The organism is Frankia sp. Mgl5 (assembly GCF_023242985.1).
In the GTDB taxonomy this organism is placed as follows: Bacteria; Actinomycetota; Actinomycetes; order Frankiales; family Frankiaceae; genus Parafrankia; species Parafrankia soli.
Genome location: NZ_JALKFY010000810.1, coordinates 18455 through 36279, shown reverse-complemented (window position 1 = coordinate 36279; position 17825 = coordinate 18455). Strand labels below are relative to the sequence as shown.

The following is a 17825-nucleotide window of genomic DNA, read 5'->3' as shown; positions in this document are numbered from 1 at the left end:
AGGCGATGCCCTGCGATCTCGACGAGCTGCGCACGCTGTTCCTGTTCGAGAAGCTCACCGACGACCAGCTGGACTGGATCTGCCGCAACGGCCACGTCGAGCTGATCGAGCCGGGCGTCGTGTTCCGCGAGGGCGAGCCGGCCACCTGCTTCTACGTGCTGGTCGAGGGCGGCCTGGTGCTGACCCGGCGGGTCGGCGACGACGACGTCGAGGTCAGCCGGACGACCCAGCGCGGCGTGTACTCCGGGGCGTGGCACTCCTACCTCGGCGATCGCGTCCCCCAGCTCTACACCAACTCGATGCGGGTCACGATCCCGTCCCGCTTCGTCGTGCTGGACGGCGCGGCGCTGGCGCGGCTGATGCGCGAGTGGTTCCCGATGGCCGTCCACATGCTGGAGGGGCTGTTCTTCGGCCTGCAGAGCACCCAGGCGCTCACCGGCCAGCGGGAGCGGCTGCTCGCGCTCGGCTCGCTGTCCGCCGGGCTGACCCACGAGCTCAACAACCCGGCGGCCGCCGCGGTGCGGGCCACGGCGTCGCTGCGTGAGCGGGTCGCCGGCATGCGGCACAAGCTCGGCCTGATCGCCGCCGGGCCGTACGACCGCGAGGCGCTGGAGACCCTGATCGGCCTGCAGGAGGAGGCCGCCGAGCGGGTGGCGAAGGCGCCGACGCTGACCCCGATGGAGACCAGCGACCGCGAGGACACCCTGACCGACTGGTTGGAGGACCACGGCTGCAACCAGGGGTGGGAGATCGCGCCGACGTTCGTCCAGGCGGGGTTCGACGTCGACTGGCTGGAGCGGGTCGCGGCGACGGTGGCGCCCGAGGTGCTGGAGGGCGCGATCCGCTGGCTGTACTACACCGTCGAGAGCGAACTGCTGATGAAGGAGATCGAGGACTCCACCACCCGGATCTCCACCCTGCTCGGGGCGGCCAAGCAGTACTCCCAGCTCGACCGGGCGCCGTACCGCAGTGTCGACATCCACGAGCTGCTGGACAGCACGCTGACCATGCTCGGCGGGAAGCTGTCGGGGGTACGGGTGGTCCGTGAGTACGACCGGGCGCTGCCCGAGATCGCGGTCTACGCCGGCGAGCTCAACCAGGTCTGGACGAACCTCATCGACAACGCGGTCGCCGCGATGGCCGGCTCCGGGACGCTGACCGTCACCACCTCGGCGGACCACGACAACCTGGTCGTCGAGGTCCGGGACACCGGGCCCGGCGTGCCGCCGGAGATCCGCGACCGCATCTTCGAGCCGTTCTTCACCACGAAGCCGGTCGGCGAGGGCACCGGCCTCGGGCTGGACATCTCCTGGCGCATCGTCGTCGGCCGCCACCACGGTGACCTGACCGTGACGTCGGAGCCCGGCGACACCAGGTTCCGGGTGACCCTGCCGCTGCATCCCGACCCGCTGATGCCCGCCGAGGCCGCACCCCACGAGGAGCCCGCAGAGCCCGCGGAGCCGGCCACCTCGGCCTGAGCGACCGTCCGCAGGGCTCGCCGGCCCCCGGGGCTCGCCGGGCCGCATGGCCGCTGATCGCCAGCACGTTGTTCGCGTCGTCGGTCTGCCGGGGGATGCGGCAGGCCGTCCACCCGGACTCACTCTGTGTGGACACACCGCCCGCACGAGCTCACGCAGAGGAGAGCGCCGCCCAGATCGGGTGCCATGAGGCGATCGCGGTGGCGACCGTCGCGACCGTGAGCAGTCCCGTCGCCGCCAACGGCGCCGCCGCGCGGCGCAGCCGAACGGCGAGCGGCGTACCCCCGTCTCCGGACAGCCGGACCTCCTGCAGGATCACGACGGACAGGACCAGCAGGAAGGTCAGGGAGTCCTGCAGGGCGAACAGGAGATAGCCCGATCTCCCGCCCGCGTGATGGACGGTGAGATAGGTCCAGCAGGCCGCGAGCGGGACGACCACCATCGCGATGTAGGGAGCCATGGGTCGCAGTGAGACGGTTCCGGCCTCACCCCCCACCCCCTTCTTCGTGATCATGTATGGCTTCTTGACTCTGAGGACGACCTGGACGAGCGCGGAGAGGACCACGATCCACCGGGCGGCGTGCAGGACGATCCCGCGCCAGGTCAGCCGTATACCGGCCGGCACGTGCCACGGCCGGCTCCACCACCAGATCAGCAGCGAGACGACGCTCAGCGGAACGCTGTGGGCGAGGAAATCCAGATAGTGGACCTTCGCGATGGCCTGGTTCAGGCAGAGCGCGAGGAGCGGCAGCGCGAAGAGGATCAGCATCGACAGCGACCAGAGGGTGTACCAGGTCTGGGCGAAGAGAAACTGGACGGCCTGCCGCGGTCCGTACCGGCGGAGGAGTCGGGGCGTGTGCCGCAGGAGGACCTCGATCATCGAGTACGCCCACGCGAACTGCTGCGACAGATAGGTCTCGAACGTCTCGGGCCCGTCACCGGTCGCGATGACGTCCGGGACGAAGACGCCCTGATATCCGCGCGCCGCCAGGCAGACGGTGTCGAGATGGTCCTCCGCCCTGGTCGGCTGGAACCCGCCGATCTCGAGGATGCCGGCCGTGTCGTAGGTGCAGTGACTCCCGATGATGAAGGGGGTCCGCGAGAACCCGAAGAACCCCATCTGAAGCGGTCCCTGCAGACCCAGTTCCTGCTCGGCCGCGCCCCGGGCGGTCCAGTGTTCGAAGTTCCCGTACACACTCGGCGCCTGCACCCACTTGACCTTGGGGTCCGCGAAGTAGCCGAGCACCCGGTCCAGGTAGTCGGGGTTCGGTATGTGATCGATGTCGAGCTGGGTGAAGTGGCTGTACTCGTGGCCGTGGGCGTCCAGCCAGCTGTTGACGTTGCCGGCCTTGGTCTTGCGCTTGAACGGCGGGAACCGGCGGTTCCAGCCCGCCACCCCCTCCCTTCCCCAGCGGGCCTCGTCGTGCCGCGAGAAGTACCGGACGCCTACCGACCGGGCGAGCTCCTCGATCTCCGGTGAGGAGACCTTGTCGACGAGTATCCAGCTGTCGTGCGGATATCTGATCCTGCTCATCGCCACCAGCTGGCGACGGACGATCTCGAGGGACTCCGAGCCGGGGACGGTGAGGCTGATGACGGCAACCCGCCGGATCGGCGCCGAGATCTCCGCCTGGCGCACCGGAATGGGAACGGGCCGGCGCATGTGCCCGACAAAGATCAGATACATCCCCGCCAGGAGGGCACCGACGTAGAAGAAGGACACCGACATCAGCACGAACAACACGATCGAGCCGACGTTGTCGGCGCGTAGCCACCACCGCCAGAAGAACACCGTGGCAGCCAGCCACCCCATCGTGATCAGCCAGTACTGCAGTTCCTGCCACCGGCTCATCACGGCCGTCGACCGGACCCGGTTCTCGGAATGGCCCCGCATTGTCTCCCGGAGACCCGGCGTGAACTTCTGGTACCGCAGGGGGACGGTCAGCGGCCCGCCGTCACCCGCCAGATCCTCCTCCAGAACGTACGCCTCGCGCGCCAGACCACTCACCAATCTCCCCCAAAAGAATCCGCGCGCTCGTTTCGACGAGCGGCGAAGAAAACAGTCACCATGTGTCCCCGCGCACAAGGTGTACGGAGAGAAGAGCGCCACCTTCAATCACACAGAGGAAGAAGAAGGCCACTCACCGAGAAGAGGAAGGGTCACCGCGCGAGCAGAAGCACCCGCTTCGGCGAACGTCTCCACGATAAACGCTGATCATTCACCGTCATCGCCAACACTGACGATCAGCTCGCCACCCGATGACCTGCCACCGTAAGTCCGCCCCCCAAGCCCAGGCGTTCGACCGGGCATCCGCACAAGGTCAACACAGCCCGGATGACCTTGGAGACTAGGCCACTATCAGCCGACCAGCAACGCTTACACCTTTCGCGACATCCTCATCACCAAGAGTGACCGCCGACACCGACGCCGACAGCCCGACCACCGGGGAAGAGCCCGTATCGACCACCGGCCAAGATCGAAGATCGGAAAGTCGCCAGGAAGCGGTATATTTCACCGTCGGTACGCGCGCCGAACGCGCTCCACGACGATGCGGTGAATCGGCAGACCCGGAGTCACCGCCCACGGGCACGCACACGGTGGACGGCTGGCGGCAGGCGCCGGCGGGGAAGAGGAACCGAGACCGATGCGGGGCGGCGCCGTGCGCGTGATTCACATCGTTAGCCTGATCGCCGCCGCCGGTACGGTGGCGGCGATGGTCACCGTCCTGCTCGGGCGCGACAGGCCGTCACGCGAGGTCCTCGGCGTCCGGGGCGCGGACATCTCGTTCACGCTCCAGGAGGAGGCCGCTGGGACCAGCCTCTCCGACGGCGGGCGACGCCTCCCCGTCGAGCGGATCCTCGCGGCGCACGGCGCGAACTACGTCCGGCTGCGGGTCTGGGTCGATCCGCCCGCCGGATACAGCGACGAGCAGTCTGTCCTCACCCTGGCACGCCGCGCGACGGACGCGGGGCTCAGAATCATGCTTAATCCGCACTATTCCGACTTCTGGGCGGACCCGCATTCCCAGGAGATCCCTGCGGCGTGGCGTGGCGCCGATCTCGTGACGACGGCAGCGAAGGTCCGGGAATACACACGCGGTCTGGTCGCCAAACTGGCGGCACAGGGAACACCCGTCGACATGGTTCAGGTCGGCAACGAAATCACCAACGGGATGCTCTGGCCCCTCGGCGATGTCCGGGACGGCACGCGAACACAGTGGTCACGCCTCGCGGAACTGGTCAACAGCGCGATCGAGGGTGCCCGCGAAGGCGCGTCGGGCCGGCCCGTGGAGATCGTCCTCCACGTCGACAGCGGGGGCGACCTCGGCCGCTCAGAGTATTTCTTCGGCAACCTCATGCAGGCGGGCGTCACCGCGTTCGACGTCATCGGGGTGAGTTACTACCCGTACTGGAACGGCTCGCTGGCGGCGCTGCGGGCGACGCTCGACGGCCTGGCACGGCAGTACCACCGGGACATCCTCATCGTGGAGACCGCGTATCCGTGGACGTTGAGCGACCCCGGGCCGGGCGACTGGGTCACGTCCCCCGACCAGCTACCCGACGCCGCGACAGTGCCGGCGACGCTGGCCGGGCAGGCAGCCTTCTTCGCCGAGCTGAGGCAGATCCTCCACGACGTGCCGGACGGTCGAGGCCTGGGGTTCCTCGCCTGGGAGCCCGGCTGGCTCACAGTGGCCCCGAAGCCCGGCGAACCGATCCCCGGAGCGAACCTCGCGATGTTCGACCGGGACGGAGTGGGGCTACCCAGCCTCGCCGCGTTCGCACCCCCCGACGCCGCCGGCTTGGCGCTGGCGGGTCGATGACGCGACCCGGGACTGTCCGACCGACGCCCAGGTCAGCATGTACGGCGCCGTCGCGCAAATCCCCTAATTCGCTGTTCCTCAGGGGTAGTAGTCGAAGGTGACCTGGATATGGCGGCTCATCGGGCTGCTCCGTTCGTGGCGGGATCCCGGTCCGTGGCGCGGACCTGGGGAAACGCCGCCTCAGCCCGCGGGGGACTTTTTCTCGGCATTCTCCAGGTCGTAGGCGTGGCGGGCCCGGGCGATGGTCGTCCGGTGGCGTTCGGCCCACTCGGTGAGCGCGGTCAGCGGGCCGAACAGTTCCCGGGCAGCGCTCGTCGCCGTGTACTCGACCTTCGGTGGGACGGTCGGGTAGACCTTCCGGACTAGCAGGCCATCCCGTTCGAGCCGGCGCAGGGTGAGGGTCAGCATCCGACGGCTGATGCCGTTGACGGTGCGTTCCAGCTCGGTGAAGCGAACCGGCCCGTGGGCGGCCGCGACCAGGATTCCGATGCTCCACTTGCCGCTGACCTGGTCGAGGACCTCCATGATCGGGCAGGCCTCGACGATCGGCGGGGCGAGCTCGCCGCAGGTCTCGGCCGGCGACGGCGGCCGCGCTGACGGAGGCCGTTCCACGGTCACATCCGTGTGCCGCTGAGACATGAAAGTGCCTTCTTCCCCTGGTCCGGCCGCTCCCGCAGCATGGTCACAGAACATGATCCCCGGAACATCCCGTGGGGTCCGTAACAAAGGATGCCCCGAGGAGTCTCCATGTCCCAGTCCTTCTCATCACCGGCGGCGACGGCGACGGCGACGAACCCACCTGCATCGGGCCCGAGTGCCCCGTCGGCCACGTCTGCCCTGCCAGGCCCGTCGGACACGGCGGACACGGCGGACACAGCGGCGGCGAGCCCGGCTGCTCCCGGCCGGACATCCCCACCTCCCGATGTGGGAGCCCCGCGGGCCGCCGGCTCCCGGCTGCTCGCGCTGTGTGTCCTGTGCGCGTCGATGCTCATGGTCATCCTGGACGGCACCATCGTCACGGTCGCGCTGCCCACCATTCAGGATGACCTGGGCTTCTCCGCGTCCGGTCTGGCGTGGGTCGTCAACGCCTACCTGGTTGCCTTCGGTGGTCTTCTGCTGCTGGCCGGCCGCATGGGGGATCTCGTCGGCCGCCGGCGGGTCTTCGTCGCCGGACTGGTGCTGTTCACCGTGGCCTCCCTGCTCTGCGGGCTGGCGACCGGGGCGGGCACGCTGATCGCCGCTCGGTTCGTGCAGGGCGTCGGCGGGGCGCTGTCCTCGTCGGTGGTGCTCGGGATGATCGTGGTGGCCTTCCCCGAGCCGCGGGAGCAGGCGCGCGCGATCGGGGTGTTCAGCTTCGTCGGCGCCGCCGGTGCGTCGATCGGCCTGCTCGCCGGCGGCCTGCTCGTCGAGACGCTGACCTGGCACTGGATCTTCTTCGTAAACGTGCCGATCGGCGCGGTCGCGGTCGCACTGTCACTGCGGGTGCTGCCCGCCGAACGCGGTCTCGGCCTGCGCGCCGGCGCGGACGCTCCCGGGGCGGTGCTGGTCACCGCGGGTCTCATGCTCGGCGTCTACACAATCGTCAGCACCGCCGACGCGGGTTGGGCCTCCGCCCGGACCATCGGGCTCGGCGCGCTCGCCCTCGCCCTGCTCGCCGCCTTCGCCGCCCGCCAGGCGACGGCGGCTCACCCGTTGCTGCCGCCGCGGCTGTTCTCCTCCCGGCCGCTGACCGTCGCGAACATCGTCCAGGCGCTGATGGCCGGCGGGCTGTTCGCGTTCCAGTTCGTGCTCGCGCTGTTCCTGCAGCGCGTCCTCGGCTACGGGCCGGCCGAGACGGGCCTGGCCTTCCTCCCCATCGCGGCGACGATCGGCGCGTTCTCGCTCGGGCTCTCGGGACGGCTCGCCCACCGCTTCGGCGCGGGCCTGGTGCTGCTGCCTGGTCTCGTCCTGCTCGCCGTCGGCCTGTGGCTGCTGTCCCGCCTGGCCCCGGACGCGGCCTACGCGACGGACGTCCTGCCGGTCGCGGTCGTCCTGGGGTGCGGCGGCGGCCTGACGCTGCCGGCGCTCACCCAGCTCAGCATGACCGGCGTGCCGCCGGACGACGCCGGGCTCGCCTCCGGCCTGGCCAACACCACATTGCAGGTCGGCGGGGCGCTGGGGCTGGCGGTCCTGACCACGATGGCGGCGTGGCGCACCGGGAACGCGGCGGACGGCGGCGCGGGGCCGGCGGCGACGCTCACCGCCGGCTACCACCTCACCTGGATCGGCGGGGCCGTCCTGATGGTCACCGGACTGCTCCTCACGGTCGTCTTCCTCCGGCCGATCTCCCGCGGAGCCGAGGCCGACGACCGGCCTGGAGACGACCGGCGGGGCCGCTCCGGGGATGACGGCTGAGCCGCGGACGCGACCTACTGGAGGTAGCCCTCCACCTGGTTGCCCGAGCCGGCGCGGGCCTCGTCCGGATCCTCGCCGGCCGAGCGGGCCGCCCGGCGCCGGCGCAGCAGGTCCCAGCACTGGTCGAGGGTCTGCTCCAGCTCGGCCAGGCGGTCGGCCTCGGCGTCCGCGTCGATCTGGCCCCGGGTGCGCCGCTGGCGCAGCTCGTGCTCCTCCGCCACCAGGGAGTCGATGCGCTCGAAGATCTTCGTGTCATCCATTGTCCTGAGCCAACCACGGGGCTAGCCCGTGTTCCACTCCGGGGTCAGCCGGCGGACCCGCCCGGGGCCGCGGGCGGGCCTGGTGTGGCGCCCGAACCCGGGGCAGCCCCCACCCCCGGGGTGGCCCGTGGGCCCGGCGCGGCGCGCAGGCCCGGGGTGGCGCGCAGGCCGGGTGCGTCCAGTGGGCAGCAGACCCGCTCCCCCGCCTGCCGCCCGATCCGCGCGGACGCCCGCTCCGCCGCCGGCAGCTCGGTGGCCGGCCGGCGCGGGTTGCGGATGCCGAGCGCGGCGACCAGGCCACCGGCCGCGCACACCAGCGCCGAGATCACCATCGCCCGGCGGAACCCGCGGTCGAACAGGCCCGGGTCGAGGTAGGCGGCGCCGCCCAGCCCGGCGAGGGCGGGCAGTACGGCGACGGCGACCAGGCCGCCGGTGCGCGCGACGTCGTTGTTCACCGCCGACGCCGCCCCCGCGTGATGCGCCGGCACCGCGGCGAGCGTCGTGGACGTCAACGGGGCCACGCAGGTGGCGAGCCCGAGGCCCAGCACGACGGCGCCGGGCAGGACGTCGGTGAGGTAGAAGGCGTCCGGGCCGGCCCGGGTGACCAGCAGCAGGCCGGCGCCGGCGACGACGGGGCCGACCGTCATCGGCAGCCGCGGCCCGATCCTGGTGGCCAGCACGCCGGCCCGCGCGGAGAACAACAGCATCATCACCGTGACGGGCAGCAGCGCCGTCCCGGCGGCGAGCGGGCTGAACCCGCTGACCTGCTGGAGCTGAATCGGCAGCAGGAACAGCGCCCCGCCCAGCGCCGCGTACTGCAGGAAGGTGACGGCGTTCGCGGCCGTGAACTGCCGGGAGGCGAACATCTCCAGCGGCACCACCGGGTCGGCCGCCCGGTGTTCGCGGGCGACGAACCCGGCCAGCAGCGCGACCCCGCCGACCAGCCCGACCAGCACCGGGGCGGACGTCCAGCCGCTGGCCGGGCCGTCGATGAGCGCGAACACGACGCCGACCAGACCGGCGGTCACCAGGGCGCCGCCGAGCAGGTCGGGCCGCCCGCGGACGTCGGGGTTGTGGCTCTCGGGGACGTGGCGCACCGCGACCGCGACCACGACCGCGGCCAGCGGCAGGTTGATCAGGAAGATCAGCCGCCAGGAGAACGCCTCGATGAGCCAGCCGCCGAGGAAGGGTCCGGCGGCCGTGGCCACCCCACCGAGCCCCGTCCACGCGCCGATCGCCCGGCCGCGGTCGGCCTCGTCGAACGACGCCTGCAGGATCGCCAGGCTGGCCGGGGTGAGCAGGGCCGCGCCGACGCCCTGCAGCGCCCGGGCGGCGACGAGGATCTCCACGTTCGGTGCCAGCCCACATACCAGGGACATCAGCGCGAACCAGACCACGCCGACCGCGAAGACCCGCCGCCGCCCGTAGCGGTCGCCGAGCGAGCCGCCGACGAGCAGCAGCCCGGCGAGCGCCAGCGCGTAGCCGTTGACCACCCACTGCAGGGCGGCAAGGTCGGCGTCGAACGCGCGCCCGAGCGCCGGCAGGGCGATGCCGACGACGGTCGCGTCGATCGACGCCAGCGCGGAGCCCAGCACCGCCGCCGCGACGACCCAGCGTCCCTGGCGGCCGGTGAGGGTCAGTCGGCCGACTTCGCCAGCTTCGACGGCCACCAGATCTTCTTCCCGATGTCGTAGCTGAGCGCCGGCACCAGGATGGAGCGGACGACGATCGTGTCCAGCAGGACGCCGAAGGCCACCGAGAATCCCACTTCGGCGAGGAAGACCAGGGGCAGCACGCCGAGGACGGCGAAGGTCGCCGCCAGCACGACCCCCGCCGAGGTGATCACACCGCCGGTGACGGACAGACCGCGGACGATGCCGGACCGCGTCCCGTGTTCGAGGGTCTCCTCCCGCACCCGGGTCATCAGGAAGATGTTGTAGTCGATGCCGAGGGCGACCAGGAACACGAAGGCGAACAGCGGGAAGCCCGGGTCGGCGCCCGCGAAGCCGAAGACGTGGTTGAACACCAGCGCGCTCACGCCGAGCGTGGCGGTGAACGACAGCACCACGGTGGCGATCAGCAGCAGCGGCGCGACGAGCGCCCGCAGCAGCACCCCGAGCACGATCAGGATGACGAACAGCACGATCGGGATGATCAGGTTCCGGTCATGCGCGGACGCCTGCTGGGTGTCGTAGTTGATCGCCGACTGCCCGCCGACCAGAGCGTCGGCGCCCGCGATCGGGTGCAGCGCGGCCCGTAGCGCCTTGACCGTGTCGTAGGCCTCGGGCGTGTCGTAACGGTGGGTGATCGTCGCCTCGACGGCGATCCGCCCGTCGGCCTCGGAGACCTGGAGGCTGGCGGGCAGGCAGCCGTCCGCCCCGGGCCGGAGCTGCGGGCTGCCTGTGGCGATCGCGCGGGCCACCTTGGCGTAGTCGATCTGGACGCATACCGCACCGGGGTCGGTGGACACCCCCGGGACCTTCGCGGCGGTGGCGATGACCTCGTCCTTGCGGTCAACGCCGGCGGTGATCACCGCCGGCGCGCCGGAGCCCTGACTGAAGTGCGCGTCGAAGATCTCCTGGCCGAGGATCGCGTCGGGGTCGTTGGTGAAGCTGTCGGTCGTCGACAGGCCGTCGACCTTGAGCGTCGTCATCGCGCCGGCGCAGGCCAGCAGGACGATCGTGGTGGAGACCCAGGCCATCCGCGGCCGGCGCACCAGCCCGCCGGCGAAGCGTGCCCACACGCCGTGGCTGGCCAGGTCGGCCTGCTGGTCGAAGTGGGGGATGCGCGGCCAGAACACCCACCGGCCGCACAGCACCAGGAACACCGGCAGGAAGGTCAACATCACCAGCGCGGTGCAGGCGATGCCGATCGCGGTGACCGGGCCGAGGCTCTTGTTCGAGTTCAGCTCGCCCAGGTACAGGCACAGCAGGCCGAGCACGACCGTGACGGCCGACGCCGCGATGGCCGGCGCGGCACCGCGCCACGCGGTGATCATCGCCTCCACTCGGCTGGCGTGGGTGTGCAGCTCTTCTCGGTACCGGCTGACCAGCAGCAGCGCGTAGTCGGTGCCGGCACCGATCACCAGGACGAACAGGATGCCCTGGCTCTGCCCGTTGAGCGTGAGCACGTCATGCTTGGCCAGCGGGTAGATGATCAGGACCGAGACCCCGAGGGCCAGCACCGAGCTGAAGAGCGGGAAGAACCACAGCACCGGGCTCCGGTAGACCACAAGCAGGATCACGATCACGACCAGGCCGGCGGCGAGCAGCAGCACACCGTCGATGCCCTCGAACGCCTCGATGAACGCCACCAGCAGACCACCGGGCCCCGCGCTGTGCACGGTCAGGCCGTCGGGGACGTCCTTCTTCGCAATGTCGACGACCGCGTTCTCGACATCGACCAGCTCGTCGCCGGTGACCTCGACGTCGCCCTTCTTGCCGACGAGCGGGACGGAGACGTTGGCGGCGGTACCGTCCGTGGAGAACTGGGGATCGGCGGACTGGTCCGGGTCGACGCCCGGGACGGCGCGGAACGCCTCGGCGTCCGCGGCGGTCTTGGCCTTGTCGGCGGCGGTCAGGCCGCTCTCGCGCTGGTAGACGATGAATCCCGGCAGCGTCTGGACGGACCGGAACTTCTCCAACTCGTCCGCCACCCGGGTCGACTCGGCCGACCCGGGCAGGAACGCGGCGTTGTCGTTCTTCTGCACCTCGGCGAGCTTGGCCTGGTACTGGCCGCCGAACATGCCCAACAGCAGCCAGAGCACCGCCAGGCCCGCGAACAGGTAGAGAATCCGCGGCCGCCGCGCGCGGCCACCGCCGGTTCCGTCGGCGGTGGTCACCGCCGCGACGGCCCCGGCCGGCAGATCCGACGCCGGCACGGGTGTGGACGCCGCAGGGGTGGTCGGCGTGGGTTCGGGCGGCGTGGGCTTGTCCGCCGCGCTCACCGCGGCGGGACCGGCCGCATCGGACGCCGTGCTGTCGGACGCCGTGCCGTCGGGCGCCGCCGTGTCGGGCGCGGCCTTGTCGGCTGACCCCTCGGCGGGCACGGCCGGCTCGGAGGCCGCCGTGCCACCCGAGTGGTCGTCGTCCCGGGGGCCGGGCACGGCGTGAGACTCGTCGGTCTCCGTCGGCTGGGCTCCACCCTTGTCGCTCATCTCGCCGTCCTCGATGCAGGTGGCCTAACCTGCGCGGCCGCCCCCACGGACGCACACAGGTGTGGTCCGGGGCATTGTGGCGTATCGTTCGTCGGCCGTACGCCGCGCCCGCCCCTGTCCGTCACCGTCCGGCTCGGCTCAGTCCTCGCGGATCTGCTGGGAGAGGTACTCGGTCGCGCCGAGCTGGGAAATGAGCTCAAGCTGGGAGTCGAGCCAGTCGATGTGCTCCTCTTCGGAGGTGAGGATCTCTTCCAGGAGCACGGCCGAGCCGATGTCGTTCTTCGTGCGGCTCAGCACGATCGCCTCGCGCAGCGTGTCGACCGCGTTCGTCTCGTGGGTGCGGTCGAGCCCCAGCTGCTCGGGCACGGTCTCACCGATACGCAGCGTGTGCAGCCGCTGGAGATTGGGCAGTCCGCCCAGGTAGAGCACGCGATGGATGATCTTGTCCGCATGCTTCATCTCATCGATCGACTCGTGGTAATAATGCTCCGATATGTACCGATATCCCCAGTTACGCTGCATTCTCGAATGCAGAAAGTACTGGTTGACCGCGGTCAGCTCGTTCGTCAGAACAGCGTTCAGGCTCTCGACGATCTGTTCGTCGCCACGCACCGCCGGTTACCTCCGCGAGGGTCGCCCGGAGCCGCCCCCGGGACGACTCGGCCGACATCCGGCAGCGATGTCGTCATCGGTACGGCAGACGAACCCGACCACTCCGCGATGCAAGCACGCGAGCGGTGCGGGAGGCCCCGCGGCCGGCGACGGAGATCACTCCGGGCCACCGAGATCACATCCCAGGAGGCCCCGGTGGGTCACTAGGCCGATCTGGCAACCGGACACCGCCGCCGCGACATCGCCTCGTCGAGCAGCTCGTCGATCTCCTCGAGACATCCGCCGCATCCCGTGCCGGCGTCGCACCTCGCACCGATCTCGTCAGCGTCATAGGCGCCCGACGCGATGACGCTCCGTAGCGTCCGGTCGGAGACAGCAAAGCATGAGCAGACCAGCACCGCACCTCACCACGCCCGGACTGGCCGGCGTCGGAGCCGCCGGCAAACGTTTCTTCGCCGTTCCGGGAAACTCCGTCGCGCCAAGGATCAGGCTTAGCTAAGGCTTCCCTTATCGATAGAGTGCCACGGAACGGGCACCGGACGCAAGAGAGCCTTACCTACTTCACACACCTACCGCTAGCAACCGGGACCGACAGTGACCGCCAGGCGCGCGATTCGCCATCACGCGAACGCTGCGCACAACCAGCGGCCACCGTCGAGGCCTGGCGACTCAGACCTGGCTGGCCGGACGGTCCGTGCTCGACACCAGCGCGACCGCCGCGTCGGGCTCGGTGACCCGGAAGCTGAAGCTCTGCTCCAGGTACAGCTCGACCTCCTCGGCGGTGTGCGAGGAGTAGCCGACGGAGAGGTCCTGGCCCGACTCGAGGATGAAGTCACCGCCCCGCTGGCTCAGCACCACCGCGCCGCGCACCCCCGGAGCCCGCACCACAGGGCCGTCGAGGATCTGCTTGAGATGGTTGAGCAGCAGATAGCCGCCGTGCTCGGTGGCCTCCAGGATCGCGGTGTAGCCGTCCGGGTCGATGGCCAGCCCGTACGGCCCACCGATACCCGCCCGGCGCAGCAGGGCGACCGCCTTGGCGACCGTGCGCGGGTAGCTGTCGGTGTCGGCCCCCAGCTCAAGCACCGGGTGGGACGACGCCTCGGTGATGCCGATGATCCCCGCCTCGGCGTAGCCGTGGAAGACGACGGAGTTCTCGGTCGTGGCGACCCTGCGGGCCGCCTCCTCCAGCGCCGACAGGTCGATGTCGTCCGCGCCGCGGTCGATCGCGTCCAGTTCGCCGCGGTCGATGGAGAACGCCGCCCGCAGCTCCATCACGGGCAGGACCCGGCGCAGCCGGGCACGCACGCCCTCGCCCGGTGGCGCCTGCAGCGCCGTCACCCGGCCGATCGGCGTGGCCGAGTACCCCCACCCGTGCGGTCCGGCGAAGTCGATGAGCTTGCGGGCGGCGAGGTTGGTCGTGAGGCGGGAACGGGCCTCCTCGTCGACGGCCTTCCAGGCTTCCTCGCTCAGGGGCGCATGCCCACGCAGAAGATGGTTCACTCGCTCACACCTTTCAGGCTGCCGATCCCCAGCGAGCCGTCCGCCGGCTCCGTGGCGCGCGCGGCCGCGTCGCCGTCGGGTCCCTCGTCGCTCATGGCCTCTCCCTCGACCTCCGTGACCGGGACCGAGGTGAACAGATACGTGCGCAGCTGCGAATCGAGGACGGGGTCGCGGCGACGCAGCCACTCCAGCGTCATCGCCGCGTGTTCCTTCTCCTCGTCCCGGTTGTGCGCCAGCACCGCGGCCAGCTCCGGATCCGTGGCCGCCTGCACCCGTTGGTCGTACCAGTCGACCGCCTCCAGCTCCTCCATCAGCGACGTGATCGCCCGGTGGCGATCGACGACGCCGGGCGTGAGCGCGTCCGCCGGCTCGTGTAGCCCCATACTTGAGTCGCCCATACGGCACTACCTACCACGCCCGGGCCCACCAACCCGCCGGGACGGCATCGGTTCACGAACAGTCGACGTCCTGATGTGAGGCGATACGTCACACTTTGTTCGTCACCGGGCGCTCGCCGGAGCTCCGGCGGACGCGCAGGACCTCCGCTGGACCCCTACCGGACCTCCGGTGGACAGCGGTTGCGGACGTTCGTGAGACGCGGGCTCGGACGTCCTCGAACGTCCTCGGTGTTCGGTGTTCGGTGTTCGGAGGAGTCAGTCGGCGACCGGAGTCACGTCGACCCGGCGGTTCGCCGCGCGGCCGGACGTGCTCGCGTTGTCCGCGATCGGCTGATCCGGGCCGAAGCCGGCCGCACGGATCCGCTCCGCGGGAACCCCCCGCATCACCAGGTACTCGCGCGCGACGCGGGCCCGGTCGATCGAGAGCGCCTGGTTGAGGGCCCGCGGACCGGTGCTGTCGGTGTGCCCGCCGACGATCACCGTCAGGTCGCCGGGCAGCAACGCGCGAGCCACCTTGTCCAGACCGGAGCGCGTCGAGGCGCCGAGGACGGTGTCGCCCACCGGAAAGGTGAGGGCAGTGCCGTCGAGCGCCGCCCGCAGCGCCGCCCGGGTGCTGTCCGCGCTGCCAGCGGCGGCCCGCCCGGCGCCGCCGGTCGTGCCGGGCGCCGGTGCGGGCGCTGGCACAGCGGACGGTGCCGGCACGGTGGCCGGCGTTGGCGCGGCGGCCGGAGCGGGCACGGTGGCCGGAGCGGGCACGGTGCCCTGCGCCGGCGCGGTCGCCGGGGCCGGGGTCGGAGCCGACCGTGGCGCGGTGGCCGGGGCCGGTGCGGCCGGCCGGACGATCTCGCCCGTCGCCGGGTCGAGGGTCACGGTGGCGCCCGAGCCGACGGCAAGCCGGTTCTCCAGGGACGCGCCAGGGATCGACTGCCGGGCCGCGGCCAGGACCGCCGCCCCGATCGACGCCCGTGCCGCGTCGTCGGGGGCGCTCCCCCACAGCACGACCGACGAGCCGTCGATTGTCACCGAGCGGACGCCCGGCCCGGCGCCCAACGCCCTCGCCACGTCACCGAACGCCTCCACGGCCGGCGTCGCGACCCGCGGGTCGACCGTGACCGTCGCGGAGACGACGCCGCCGGCGGCGTCCGCCGCCGCGCCCAGCAGGGCGGCCCGGGTCGCACTGTCCGGCACGGTCGCACTCAGCACCACCCCGGCCGGCGCCCGGCCGGCGCGCTCCACCCCGACCACGAGGGGCTGCGCCGGCTCCGAGGCGATGACGGCGTCCGCGGCCAGCCGGACGGAGCTGCTGCCCGAGACGGCGGCCGCCGCCCGCGCCCGGCGGGCGTCCTCGGCGCTGTCGAAGCGGCCGTGCAGCACGATCTCCCGGCCCTCGGCGCTGACCCGCACCTGGGTGGCGCCCGCGGCGCGGACGGCGTCCGCCGCCCGGCCGGTCAGGTCGTTCTCGATCGGCCCGCGCCGCAGCCAGAGCGCCCCCAGCCCGAGCAGCAGCCAGGCGATGATCAACGAGACGGCGAACGCCACCAGACGGGGGCGCCGCGGGAACGCCACCGCGGGCGAGGACATGGATGCTCCGTGCTCGATGTCGAACGGGACGGTGGAACAGGCCTGTCGGACGGGACTGTCGTGCGGGATGGTCTGTAGCCGTGCCGAGCAGGATCACGAGGAGCCCGCCCGGGGCGCGGCACCGACCCGGCCAGACGCCCGGCGACCCGGCCGGCGGCGCGGATCATCGCAGCGCAGAGCAACTTTCGCACATCCCCGACACCGGGAACGCACCGGGGGAAGGTGGCGAAAAAACTACCGATCGGACGGCCACGGAACGCCACCCGCCCCCAGGGCCTACCGGCGGCCCGGCGGGCCACCGACCCCCAGCCACCAGCCTTGGGCCAGGCTCCCGGTCAGCCCGAGGCCTGGCCCACGTCAGGCTCCAGGCCCGGGCGCCCGGCCACCTTCGTCCCGGCGGCCCTGTCGGCGACGGCCCTGTCGGCGGTCGCCACGTCGACCGTCGCCGTCTTCGCCACGGCGGGCAGATGCACCGCGGCAGGCCGGTGCACCGCGGCGGTGGCCGGAGCGGGAGTCGGCGGAGCCTCGGCCGGCCGGCGTCGGCCGCGGGCGGTGATGGCCAGCGAGAGCAGCGTGCTCACGCCGAGCACCGCCCAGCCGGCGACGGCGTCCAGGATGTAGTGGTTCGAGGTTGCCATCACGACGAACACGGTCGCAGCGGGATAGAGACAGCCGATCACTCGAACGAGGGGTGTGCGGGCGAAGCGGGCCAGCATGAAGCCGCACCACAGCGCCCACGCGCAGTGCAGCGAGGGCATGGCCGCGTACTGGTTGGCCAGCCCCTCGAGGCCGTCCGGAGCGGCGCTGGCGCCGCCGCTCCACCAGCCCCAGCCCTCGAAGTGCGACATCGTGTCGACATACGAGGTGCCGGGCAGGAGCCGGGGCGGGGCGGTCGGAAACAGGAAGAAGCCGCACAGCGAGATCACGGTGGTGAAGACCAGGGCCCACCGGGCCCGGATGTAGCGGCCGGGGTGGCGGCGGTACATCCAGACCAGCAGCGCCGGCGTGACGACGAAGTGCAGGGTCGAGTAGTAGTAGCAGCAGGCGACCGCCAGCGGCGGGATGCTCTGCAGCCACCGGTTGAGGCTGAGCTCGATGTCGATGTGCAGGTGCTGCTGCAGGCGGAGGATGTCCCAGCCCATGTCGGTCGCGGCGCCGACCGACGAGCCCGCCACGCCACGGGTGGCCGTGTAGACGTAGTAGAGCCCCACCAGGACGACGGCCTCGACCCACAGCCTGGGCAGGCCGGTCGCCGGGTTACGGAACCGGCCTGCCCGCGACGGCGTCGGCAGGGCCGTTGGTGCCTCCGCGCGGCGTTCCCGGTCCACCCGGTCCCCCCGGTCCATCCGATCCGTCCCGTCGCTCCGCGCCGCCCCGTCGCTCGGAATCGTCAGGTCGTTCTCCTCCGGCAGGCCGGCACGGTCCGCTTCATCCACGCGGGCCGCGTGACTGTCCGGGTCCGTTGGAGCTTCCCGTTCCACACGACTGTCCCGGTTCGTCCGATCCACCACGCCTCGACTTCCGGTCCGTCCGCCATCGTCACCCCGTCCAGCTTGCGCCGTCCAGCCAATCACGGACGACCGATCTCCAACGACGAGGGCGGGTGGCCACGGAGACGTTCCTCC

The 17825-nt window shown here is 71.4% G+C and carries 14 protein-coding genes; 3 read left to right on the top strand and 11 right to left on the bottom strand.

Annotated elements, in window-relative coordinates:
- The first annotated feature begins 5 nt into the window (after positions 1-5).
- Positions 6-1478: an ATP-binding protein gene (locus MXD62_RS30910; protein WP_368862476.1), complete on the top strand. Its 1473-nt coding sequence runs from the start codon at positions 6-8 to the stop codon at positions 1476-1478.
- A 151-nt stretch (positions 1479-1629) separates the two neighbouring features.
- Here the strand turns inward: MXD62_RS30910 and MXD62_RS30905 are convergent, their stop codons facing one another.
- The gene (locus MXD62_RS30905) at positions 1630-3486 is read right to left on the bottom strand and encodes a glycosyltransferase family 2 protein (RefSeq protein WP_248832896.1); all 1857 of its coding nucleotides are present in this window, start codon (positions 3484-3486) and stop codon (positions 1630-1632) included.
- A gap of 658 nt (positions 3487-4144) precedes the next feature.
- Here MXD62_RS30905 and MXD62_RS30900 point away from each other — a divergent pair.
- Positions 4145-5299 (top strand): glycosyl hydrolase 53 family protein, encoded by a 1155-nt coding sequence (locus tag MXD62_RS30900; RefSeq protein WP_248832895.1) that lies wholly within the window; start codon positions 4145-4147, stop codon positions 5297-5299.
- A gap of 180 nt (positions 5300-5479) precedes the next feature.
- On the opposite strand, the gene MXD62_RS30895 is transcribed toward MXD62_RS30900, so the two are convergent.
- Positions 5480-5938, bottom strand: a complete 459-nt coding sequence (locus tag MXD62_RS30895; protein ID WP_248832894.1) for a helix-turn-helix domain-containing protein — start codon at positions 5936-5938, stop codon at positions 5480-5482.
- A gap of 285 nt (positions 5939-6223) precedes the next feature.
- Here MXD62_RS30895 and MXD62_RS30890 point away from each other — a divergent pair, with 285 nt between their 5' ends.
- On the top strand, positions 6224-7693 hold the full coding sequence (locus tag MXD62_RS30890; protein WP_248832893.1) for an MFS transporter: 1470 nt from the start codon (positions 6224-6226) through the stop codon (positions 7691-7693).
- A gap of 14 nt (positions 7694-7707) precedes the next feature.
- Here the strand turns inward: MXD62_RS30890 and MXD62_RS30885 are convergent, their stop codons facing one another.
- The 9 genes from MXD62_RS30885 to MXD62_RS30845 all read right to left on the bottom strand — a co-directional run bounded on the left by MXD62_RS30885 (position 7708) and on the right by MXD62_RS30845 (position 17708).
- Complete coding sequence (locus MXD62_RS30885) at positions 7708-7953, bottom strand: DUF2630 family protein (protein WP_248832892.1); 246 nt, start codon at positions 7951-7953, stop codon at positions 7708-7710.
- Positions 7954-7997: 44 nt separating this feature from the next.
- Positions 7998-9623, bottom strand: coding sequence for a DHA2 family efflux MFS transporter permease subunit (locus tag MXD62_RS30880; protein ID WP_248832891.1), 1626 nt, complete (start codon positions 9621-9623; stop codon positions 7998-8000).
- Entirely contained in the window at positions 9590-11698 is a 2109-nt protein-coding gene (locus tag MXD62_RS30875; protein WP_368862475.1) for an MMPL family transporter, read from the bottom strand. Before MXD62_RS30875 ends, MXD62_RS30880 begins: the two co-directional genes overlap by 34 nt.
- A 549-nt stretch (positions 11699-12247) precedes the next feature.
- A complete protein-coding gene (gene bfr, locus MXD62_RS30870; RefSeq protein ID WP_248832889.1) occupies positions 12248-12721 on the bottom strand; it encodes a bacterioferritin in 474 nt (157 codons plus the stop codon).
- 203 nt (positions 12722-12924) lie between these two features.
- Positions 12925-13119 carry a bacterioferritin-associated ferredoxin gene (locus MXD62_RS30865; RefSeq protein ID WP_248832888.1) on the bottom strand — a complete coding sequence of 65 codons (195 nt, stop codon included), beginning with the start codon at positions 13117-13119 and terminating at the stop codon, positions 12925-12927.
- A gap of 271 nt (positions 13120-13390) precedes the next feature.
- Positions 13391-14221: a family 1 encapsulin nanocompartment shell protein gene (locus MXD62_RS30860; RefSeq protein WP_248832887.1), complete on the bottom strand. Its 831-nt coding sequence runs from the start codon at positions 14219-14221 to the stop codon at positions 13391-13393.
- Entirely contained in the window at positions 14218-14619 is a 402-nt protein-coding gene (locus tag MXD62_RS30855) for a ferritin-like domain-containing protein (RefSeq protein WP_248832886.1), read from the bottom strand. The genes MXD62_RS30860 and MXD62_RS30855 overlap by 4 nt, the downstream gene beginning before the upstream one ends.
- A gap of 255 nt (positions 14620-14874) precedes the next feature.
- Positions 14875-16200 (bottom strand): OmpA family protein, encoded by a 1326-nt coding sequence (locus MXD62_RS30850; RefSeq protein ID WP_248832885.1) that lies wholly within the window; start codon positions 16198-16200, stop codon positions 14875-14877.
- A 335-nt stretch (positions 16201-16535) separates the two neighbouring features.
- A complete protein-coding gene (locus tag MXD62_RS30845; RefSeq protein ID WP_248832926.1) occupies positions 16536-17708 on the bottom strand; it encodes a phosphatase PAP2 family protein in 1173 nt (390 codons plus the stop codon).
- Positions 17709-17825: the final 117 nt, after the last annotated feature.